Source organism: Paenarthrobacter nitroguajacolicus (assembly GCF_029952445.1).
In the GTDB taxonomy this organism is placed as follows: Bacteria; Actinomycetota; Actinomycetes; order Actinomycetales; family Micrococcaceae; genus Arthrobacter; species Arthrobacter nitroguajacolicus_B.
The window spans coordinates 1-9,358 of sequence record NZ_JAQPPK010000055.1; the positions used below are offsets into that span (position 1 = coordinate 1).

The 9,358-nt window shown below is 64.2% G+C and carries 6 protein-coding genes and 2 pseudogenes; 2 read left to right on the plus strand and 6 right to left on the minus strand.

Annotated elements, in window-relative coordinates:
* Together PJL15_RS22340 and lipB are read right to left on the minus strand one after the other, a co-directional pair.
* A pseudogene (locus tag PJL15_RS22340) lies at positions 1-139 on the minus strand (lipoyl synthase); the annotation flags it as partial.
* Positions 136-867 (minus strand): lipoyl(octanoyl) transferase LipB, encoded by a 732-nt coding sequence (gene lipB / locus PJL15_RS22345; protein WP_432443851.1) that lies wholly within the window; start codon positions 865-867, stop codon positions 136-138. The gene lipB and the pseudogene PJL15_RS22340, both read right to left, overlap by 4 nt.
* Before the next feature lie 89 nt (positions 868-956).
* On the opposite strand from lipB, the gene PJL15_RS22350 reads away from it, so the two are divergent.
* Positions 957-2,612: a serine/threonine protein kinase gene (locus PJL15_RS22350; RefSeq protein WP_281453324.1), complete on the plus strand. Its 1,656-nt coding sequence runs from the start codon at positions 957-959 to the stop codon at positions 2,610-2,612.
* 43 nt (positions 2,613-2,655) lie between these two features.
* Here PJL15_RS22350 and PJL15_RS22355 read toward each other — a convergent pair whose 3' ends face one another.
* Entirely contained in the window at positions 2,656-3,549 is an 894-nt protein-coding gene (locus PJL15_RS22355; RefSeq protein ID WP_281453325.1) for a TIGR01777 family oxidoreductase, read from the minus strand.
* Between the two features lie 85 nt (positions 3,550-3,634).
* Here PJL15_RS22355 and PJL15_RS22360 point away from each other — a divergent pair, with 85 nt between their 5' ends.
* Positions 3,635-7,135, plus strand: a complete 3,501-nt coding sequence (locus PJL15_RS22360) for a S41 family peptidase (RefSeq protein ID WP_281453326.1) — start codon at positions 3,635-3,637, stop codon at positions 7,133-7,135.
* A gap of 84 nt (positions 7,136-7,219) precedes the next feature.
* On the opposite strand, the gene PJL15_RS22365 is transcribed toward PJL15_RS22360, so the two are convergent.
* The 3 genes and pseudogenes from PJL15_RS22365 to sucB all read right to left on the minus strand — a co-directional run.
* Complete coding sequence (locus tag PJL15_RS22365) at positions 7,220-7,648, minus strand: OsmC family protein (protein ID WP_018778715.1); 429 nt, start codon at positions 7,646-7,648, stop codon at positions 7,220-7,222.
* A gap of 132 nt (positions 7,649-7,780) precedes the next feature.
* Positions 7,781-8,134, minus strand: coding sequence for a hypothetical protein (locus tag PJL15_RS22370; RefSeq protein ID WP_281453327.1), 354 nt, complete (start codon positions 8,132-8,134; stop codon positions 7,781-7,783).
* A gap of 139 nt (positions 8,135-8,273) precedes the next feature.
* Positions 8,274-9,269: pseudogene (sucB, locus tag PJL15_RS22375) on the minus strand (2-oxoglutarate dehydrogenase, E2 component, dihydrolipoamide succinyltransferase); the annotation flags it as partial.
* Positions 9,270-9,358 lie beyond the last annotated feature (89 nt).

A 9,358-nucleotide genomic window follows, 5' to 3' on the forward strand; every position in this document is an offset into this window, starting at 1 on the left:
TGACCAGGTTCTTGAGCTGGACAAACTCCGGACCCATCTGGACCTTGGCCTTGATCCACTCAGGCTTACGTTCAACCGGGACCGCCGAGTTACGCTGCTCAACGCGCAGCAACTTACGGCCTTCAGGTGCCAAGGTCACTGGAGTGCTCCTTCGGGGGTGGAAACGAGTGCTTCTTCGTGCTTGCGGAATTCTTCCACGAAGCGGTCAACGATGTCGGCCGGGTTGATGGTCCGGCCGGTTTCCAGCGACATGGTGGTGACGCTGGCGTCAGTGATTCCACAAGCGATGATCTGGGCGTAGGGTGCCAGGTCATTGCTGCAGTTGATGGCAACGCCGTGCATGGTGACGCCGTCCAGGACGCGGATGCCGATTGCGGCGATCTTTCGGTCCGGGCCTTTGTCGTCCGCAAGGATCCAGACGCCGGCGCGGCCCTTCACGGTGACGGCGTTGATTCCGTAGTCGACCATGACGGCGATCATGGTCGCCTCGAGGCGCTCCACGTAGTCGCGAATGCCGGCCCGGTTCTTCAGTTTGAGGATCGGATAGGCAATCAGCTGACCAGGGCCGTGCCACGTTAGTTTTCCGCCACGGTCCACGGGAACAACGGGAGTTCCGTCGAAGGGCCGCTCGTGATCTTCCGTCAGCTTGCCGGCCGTATAGACGGCAGCATGCTCCAGAAGCAAGACGGTGCTGTTCTGCTCGCCCGCAACAACCTTGTTGTGGATTTCGCGCTGCAGGTCCCAGCCCTGGATGTAGTCAACGAAATCCGGGGCAAGACCCAGTTGTGAAAACTCAAGAGTCATGCGTTCAAGCTTAGACCCAGCACGGGATTGCCCATGGTTTTGTGGTGAAGCTCTCAGTCGCATCATGCGCTGTGGCCCGCCCGCGAAGGTCAGGGATGCGGACCCTGTGGATAAATTCTGCAGAGAATCGCAAGGTCCGGTAGACCTTATCCATGGAAACTCTGGAATCCGCCGACGCCGTGGCACCACTGCTTCCGGGCTACGAAATGACCCGAGAGCTGGGCCGAGGCAGCAACTCCACCGTGTGGCTCGGCACCCGACTGAAGGACCGGCAACTCTTTGCGGTCAAATGTCCTCGCGGCGGGACTGAAGTGCAGGCCCTTGGCAATGCAGCGCGTGAAGTGATGCTTCTGTCCCACCTCAAGCACCAGCATATTGTCCGCGTTTACGAAGTCCTCCAACCGCATAATTCTCCAGGCGGGCCGCTTGGGATTGTGATGGACTACGCAGCTGGCGGGTCGCTGGCGAATTTGGTCTCCGGGCGGAAACGGTTGAGCGTTGGGGAAACCGTGACGGTGCTGACGCCTATCGCCCAGGCCCTGTCCTATTTGCATGCCAACGGCGTTGTCCATGGTGACGTTTCGCCGGGCAATGTCCTGTTTACAGCCGTGGGCATGCCGCTTCTGGCCGATCTGGGCCTGGCTGCCAGGTTGGGTGATTCCCAGCAAAACCTTGACGCCGGAACCGCTGGTTTCAGGGACCCCTTCAGCCCTGTCAGTTTGAACCCTGTCGGTTTGAACCCTGTCAGTTCCAACCCCGTCAGTCCCGCATCCGCAACCGTGGATTCCGGTCGCGGATTGCGCCCGCAACGTGACGTATATTCGCTGGGCGCGCTGGGCTGGTACTGCCTGACCGGCGTCGTGCCTGGCCCGCCGCAACTGCGGCCACCTTTGTCGCTGCTGGTTCCCGGGGTCCCGAAAACCATGGCAGCTGTCCTCGAGGCAGCGCTCGATCCTGACCCGCTTGCCCGTCCCACGGCGAAGGAATTCGCTACGGCGGTCTTCAGGAGCGCCGCACCCGGGACCTTGGATTTGTCTGGAGCGGTGCATCGTTCCGTTATTCCCGAGCTGCTGACACGGCGCGAGGCGCTCGGGCGTTCGCCACGGAGGATAAAGACATGGCTCCGTTGGCCGCGCAAGCTCCTGCCATTGCCTCAGGCCCACGTCAGGGCAGGGATCCGTGCGCCGCGCACGTCCAGGAGAGCCTTGTTTGTCCGCCTGGGGCTGGTGGCGGTAGGCGGTGTGGTCCTCTGCGGCGTGGCCTGGACGGTCCTTCAGCAGGCTCCTGTGGAGCCGGCCCCAATAGAGCATGGCAGCGCTGCGGAGGGGGCCGCGGATAGCCGGTCGGTCGGCCCCGGCCCGTCATTGGAGCCTGCGAAAGCCGACGACCTTCCCGACGACATGGCTGCAGCACTTCGAGCCGAGGATCCGGCCGTTGCCGTTGTTGCGCTCTCTGCTGTCCGCGATGTCGCCCTGAGGGAAGGAAGGCTCGAACTGTTGGACCTGGTCAACGCCCATGGCTCGCCAGCCGCGGAGTCGGACCAAAAGTTGCGTGAACAGTTGCAGGAGTCCGGCACCAGTTTCGCGGGACTTAGGACACAACTGACGGAAGTGGCGGTTGGCACGGGCTCCGGAACGGAGCAGGTCCAGGTGGACGTCAGTGCCACCACGTCCGCCTACGAAGAACGTAATGCCTCCGGAGCGGTGCTCCGGAGTCAACCTGCCGGACTGGCCAAAGCCCTGCGGTTGTCCTTGGTTCGCTCCAATGGGCGCTGGTGGCTTTCGGAGATCACCATTCCAGGGAACTGAACTGTGCCGGCCAACTAAACGGGAGACATCCCTCCATTTGGGCCTAGCCGTCCCGGCGAAGCCAATCCATGGCCCTGGCAAGATTCGGGTGCTGCCACTGGAAACCTGCTTCAGCCAGTCGCGCGGGCTCCATGCGTTGGTTCGCCAACACGAGTTCATCTGCCAACTGGCCCAGGACCAGCCGCAGGGCTGGTCGGGGCACACGGAAGAACGCCGGCCGGTGATAGGCCTTTGCCAAGGCTGCGACGATCGTGTTCACATCGGCGCTTTCCGGCGCACAGAGGTTTACCGGGCCTTCAAGCCCGGAGGTGAGGAGGAAGGCGAGGGCAGCCGCCTCGTCCGCGAGGGTAATCCAGGGCCAGTACTGGCGGCCGTTTCCAAAGGGCCCACCGAGTCCCAGCTTCAGCAGGGGGAGCAACGGGGCCAAGGCTCCTCCGGAGGTGCTCAGCACAACCCCGGTCCGGGGAGTGACAACGCGGACTCCCGCCGGAGCTGTCCTCGCCGCGCGTTCCCACTCGACGCACAGCGGACCAAGGACCCCGCCGCCTGGAGCGGAATCCTCGTGGAGAACTCCAGTGCTGTCCGCTCCGTAGTAACCGGAAGCCGACTGGCTGATGAAAGTCGCTGGAGGCCTAGCCAGCCGTCCCATGGCGTCGGCCAAGGTTCGCGTGGTCTGAAGCCGGGAATCGCGAAGGACTTCAAGGCGCTTTTTGGTCCAAGGCCGGTCCCCAATGCCGGCGCCGGCGAGATTGACCACAGCATCTGCGCCGTCCAGGACTGTTTGGTCCAGTTCGCCTTTGGCGGGGTCCCAGGCGAATTCGCCGGGTCCGGTGGCGGGCCGCCGCACAAGCCGGACCACCTCATCGCCCTGGCTGGCCAACTGCGCGGCCAGTGCGGTTCCAATCATTCCTGAAGCTCCGGACATCACGATGCGCATGACCCATCTCACCATAAGGCCAACGTCTGGCGGAAACGCCTGTCGGTGCCGCCGACGGCAGCCGCCTCTTGACTATGATCGAACAATGACCTCCTCCAGCTACCTCCGTTTCCCGCATGTTCACGGCGATCTGGTCACTTTCGTGGCCGAAGACGACGTTTGGGTCGCGCCGCTCGAAGGAGGCCGCGCTTGGCGCGTCTCTTCCCAGCAGCTGCCGTCCAGGAACCCCCGGTTCACGCCGGACGGAAAGCAGCTGGTGTGGACAGTTGTGGTGGGAACGTCCCCGGAAGTGGTAACAGCGAACGTCGACGGCGGTGGGTACCGGCAGTTGAGCTATTTCGGCCACAGCACCACCAAGGTCAAGGGTTTTACTCCAGCCGGGCAAGTGGTGGTTACCAGCGCCTTCCAGCAGGCCGAAAGCCGCCACACGCATGCCTACAGCCTCCCGCTCGACGGGGGCGCCGCCGTCGAACTTCCGTTTGGCCCGGTGGAGGCCGTAGCTTTCGGGCCGGTGCTCGGCGATGAGAAGCCTGTGGTGCTGGCCACTGTCCTCTCTCGTGAACCTGCCTGGTGGAAGCGCTACCGCGGAGGCACGGCGGGCAAGCTGTGGATCGATACTGACGGCAACGGCGAATTTGAACGGCTGGTTCCGGAGATTGACGGCAACCTCACGGACCCCCTGTGGGTGGAGGGCAGGATTGCTTTCCTCTCTGACCACGAAGGCTTTGGCAATCTGTACTCGGTCCTCCCCGATGGTTCCGGATTGCTCCGGCACACTGACCACGAGGACTTCTATGTGCGGCACGCCAGCACGGATGGCAAGCGGATCATCTTTGAATCTGCCGGCGAGCTGTGGATCCTTCCCTCCCTCGACGCTGACGCCCAGCCGGCCAAGCTGGAAATCTCCCTCGGCTCGGCTTCGCCGGCACGCCGTCCTGCGCCCCTGAAAGCTTCAGCCCACCTCGGTGACGTGTTCCCGAACGCTGCAGGGACGGCCAGCGCCGTGGAATCGCACGGCACCATCCATTGGCTTCGGCACAAGGACGGACCGTCGCGCGTCGTGGAAGCCACGCCGGGAGTCCGTGCCCGACTGCCCCGCCCGCTTACAGACGGCAGGATCGCCTACGTGGCGGACCACGGGGGAGTCGAAGCGCTGTACATCAAGCGCATCGCCTCCCGGCTGGCGGCGGCGGAAGTGTTGAAGGCAGTGGAAGCACCCGCTCCGGCGAAGGAAGACGATTCCTTGCCAAAGCCGGTTTCCGTATCCAACGTGGTGGGGCAACCGGCCGCGGCCGCGCAAGGGAACGCGACGGTAACGACGCCGGCCCCCGGCGCGGAAACGACGGGCCACGCCGAGCCTTCGCCTGACACCGCTGGTGGTGTATCCGCCGCGGAAGCACAGCCTGCTCCGGAGGACGCCGCCCAGCTCCGCATCGACTTCCCGCAGCCCACGCGGACAAGCGCTTTGGAAACCAGCCCGGATGGCCGCTGGGTCGCCGTCGGCACGTCGTTCGGCGATGTCTTCGTGGCCGAGACTTCCACCGGAACGCTGACCAAGCTCGTCAGTGTTGGCGAAGGCAGCATCGACCAGCTCTCGTGGTCCGGCGACTCCCAATGGCTGGCTTGGTCCGAGCCCGTGACGTCGTTCGGTTCACGAAGCAAGCTGAGGATCGCTCGTCCCACGGAGAGCGACCAGGCCATCATTGACGTCACTGATGGCCGTTTCTGCGACGAGTGGCCCCGGTTCACGCCGGATGGGAAGTTCCTTGCCTTTCTGTCCAACCGGAGCTTCGACCCCGTTTACGACGGACACTCCTTCGACCTCTCCTTCCCGAGCCCCATCAAGCCCTACATGGTGGCGCTCGCAGCGGAGACGCCGTCGCCCTTCGGACCGTCCGTGGACACCCTCGAGGACGCGCCGACAACGGCGAAGAAGACCGACGACGGCGACGTCCCGGCCGTGCGCGTGGATGCCGAAGGGCTCGCCCACAGGGTAATTACCGTTCCCGTTCCGCAAGGAAACTACTCCGACCTTGCCGTTGGCGAGGGCGCGCTGTTGTGGCTGGACACAGAACTTTCCGGGGTCACCGGCGAGGGCAAGGGCACCCTGCAGGACAAGAAGACCGCACCGTCCCTGGTCCGTTTTGACCTGACCAAGCGCAAGCCGACCACCATCGTGCCGGCAGTGGACAGCTACCGTGTATCCGGCGACCTGAGCCGGATCGTCTACGTCCTGGACAAGAGCATCATTTCGGTGCCCGCCGACAGCAAGGTGGAAGAGGACTCAGCCGAGCATGTGAAGGTGGACCTCAACAGGATTCGTGTCATCCTTGACCCGGTCGCAGCCTGGGGACAAGCGTTCGATGAAGCCTGGCGGTTGCAGCGCGACTTCTTCTGGACGGCCGACATGGCAGGCCAGGACTGGGATTCCGTGTACAAGCGGTACCGCCCGATCGTGGACCGTCTTGGCTCGCACGACGACCTCGTGGACCTGCTGTGGGAACTCCACGGCGAACTTGGAACCTCGCATGCCTACGTCCGCCCGGCAGCAGTCACCGAGCCGGGGCGAAATGGCCAAGGGCGGCTGGGGGCTGAGCTGCAGCTCGGCGGAAGTGGATGGGAAATTACCCGGATCCTCGCCGGGGAATCCTCGGATCCGCTGGCTACCTCGCCGTTGACGCGCCCCGGTGTGGACGCGAAGGTGGGCGACGTACTCCTGGCGGTTGACGGCGTCGAACTTTCAGCGGCCCTGACGCCTGCAATGCAGTTGGTGGGCGCGGCCGGCCGGACAGTGGAATTGACTCTTCTGAACGGCAAGGGCCACGGCGAAGCCGCCGGCAGGCAGCGCCGCGTGGCCGTGGTTCCCATCCGCGACGAGGAGCGGCTCCGCTACCAGGACTGGGTACGGGCGAACCGCCGGACTGTGCGCGAGGCCTCAGGCGGCAAGTTCGGGTACCTGCACGTTCCTGACATGATGGCCAACGGCTGGGCCCAGCTGCACCGCGACCTGGACACAGAGACGGCCCTCGACGGGCTGATCGTCGATGTACGGCGCAACCGCGGCGGGCACACCTCCCAGCTTGTGGCCGAATTGATCGGCCGGAAAGTAACCGGTTGGAGCATGCCGCGTGGCGAGAAGCCGCGCACCTACCCGCACCATGCGCCACGTGGTCCCGTGATTATCCTGGCCGACGAATTTGCCGGATCCGACGGCGACATCATCACCCAGGTCTCCAAGCTGAGGGGCATCGGCCCAGTTATCGGGACGCGTACGTGGGGTGGCGTCGTGGGCATTGACAACCGTTTTGCCTTGGCCGACGGCACAGGTGTTACGCAACCGCGCTACGCCACCTGGTTCAGCGGGGGGATCGGCTGGGACGTCGAGAATCACGGCGTCGAGCCCGATATCGAGGTCCTTTTCCCTCCCCACGCCTACGCAGCCGGAACCGATCCGCAGCTGGAGTACGGCATCGGCGCGCTCAAGGAAATGATCCAGGAGCTCCCCACCGATCGGCCCCCGCTGCGTGAAGGCTACCGCAAGCTACGGCCTGCTCCGCTGCCTTCGCGCCCGCAGGTCAAGAAGTAGGGAACCGCAGGACGCCAAGAGCCCCGTCGCTTCCAAATGGAGTGACGGGGCTCTTGTACGTCGAGGCGGGATGCGCCTTCGTAGCTACTCTGCGAGGGTGGCATCCAAGGTGATCTCAATGCTGGCCAGCGCGCCGGAGACGGGGCAGCCGGTCTTGGCGTCCTCGGAGATACGGCGGAAATCCTCCTGGGAAAGACCCGGAACCTTGGCGGTCATGGTCAAGTGGCTGCCCGTGATGCCGGTGCCCGGGACAAAGGTGACGTCCGCCTTGGTGTTTACTTCCTCGGCGGTGAAGCCTTCGCCGGCCAAGGCGTGGCTGAACGCCATGGAGAAGCATGCGGAGTGGGCTGCAGCGATCAGTTCTTCGGGGCTGGTCTTGCCGCCGGACTGCTCCGTGCGGGCCTTCCAGGTGACATCGAAGGTGCCCAGGCCGGAGCTGTCCAGTGTGGTGTTTCCAGCACCCTCGATGAGGTTGCCGTTCCAAACCGTGTGTGCGGTGCGTGTTGCTGCCATGTCCACTCCTTAGCGTCGTTGTGATCCGGCACGCGGCCTTCGCCACGTGCCACCGGAATCAATCCTAGGGATTCGGCCCAAGGACTGCACAGGCATTCCGCTGTCGGTGGATTGTGACCCCCGGACTGGCGTTTAGTGCCAGAGAGTGGCGATGGCGATATTGACCAAGGCAAGTCCACCTACGCCGTGGGCAAGGCCGGTGGAGACGGGCTCGCCGTTCTTGACCTTGCGTGAGCCGATGACGGCAAGGACTGCCACAGCTACACCGATGGCAAACTTAACCCCGAGCTTGAAGTAGTTGGGATCAGCATCCGGAAGCAGGGGGAAGATGCCCATCATCGCGATGCCTGTCAGGAGCTGAAGGAAGGCACCGTCGCGCTGGCGCGGGTGAACGGTGGGCTGGCGGAGGGTGGCGATCCAGTAGCCCACGATCATGGCTGCGCCGACGACGTGCAAGAACACCAGAATGTTGAAGAGGATACTCATGGCCCTAGCTTATCCAGTCGGTTCTACGTCCTGTAGCAAAGCCACGCGCTGGCGTTAAAAGTGGAAGGGGCAGGTCCCCGGGTTTCCCCGGCAACCTGCCCCTTCCCAATCTGCAGGAGCAACCTGCAGGCGGTAATGCTTAGAGACCGAGGTCTGCTTCGAATGCACCCTCTTCAAGGCGGGCCTTGAGCGTCTGCAGGAACCGGCCGGCGTCGGCGCCGTCCACCAGGCGGTGGTCGTACGTCAGCGACAGGTACATCATGGACCGGATGGCGATCGAGTCGTCACCGTTTTCGTCAGCGACCACAACTGCACGCTTGACGATTGCGCCGGTGCCGAGGATACCGACCTGGGGCTGGTTGATGATCGGGGTGTCGAATAGTGCACCCACCGAACCGATGTTCGTGATGCTGAACGTGCCGCCGGACAGCTCGTCCGGTCCGATCTTGCCGTCGCGGGTGCGGCCTGCGACATCGGCGATCTTGCCTGCGAGACCGGCGAGGTTCAGGTTGCCGGCGTCGGAGATGACGGGGACAAGGAGACCCTTGTCGGTGTCGACGGCGATCGCCAGGTGTTCGGCGTTGTGGTACGTGATTTCCTGCTTGGATTCGTCGTACGCAGCGTTCAGCTTGGGGTGCTGCTTCAGAGCCTCGGCCACGGCCTTGGCGATGAAGGGCAGGAAGGTCAGCTTGACGCCGTTCTGGGCCTGGAACGAGTTCTTGGCCTTGAGGCGGAGCTTGGCGATCTTGGTCATGTCGACCTCGTGCACCTGGGTCAGCTGGGTGGAGACCTCAAGCGACTCACGCATACGGCGGGCGATGACCTGGCGGATGCGGGGGGCCTTCTCCGTGGTGCCGCGCAGCGAGGACGCGACGACGGGGGCGGCTGCCTTGGCTGCGGGAGCGGCGGGCGCAGCGGCAGGAGCGGGAGCTGCTGCAGCCTGCTTGGCTTCGGCGGCGGCAAGTACGTCCTGCTTGCGGATGCGGCCACCAACGCCGGTGCCGGAGACTGACGCAATGTCTACACCGTGCTGGTTGGCAAGCTTGCGAACCAACGGAGTGACGTAGCCGGACTCGGACGAGCCGGATGCTTCAGCGGAAGCGGTTTCAGCGGCAGGAGCCGGGGCGTCGGCCGGGTCCGGGCCCTGTCCCTTATAACCATCTTACGCCGCCGACGAGTGGCGTTCCGTGGTGGTTTCCGATGACGTCATCGTCTGCGTGTGAA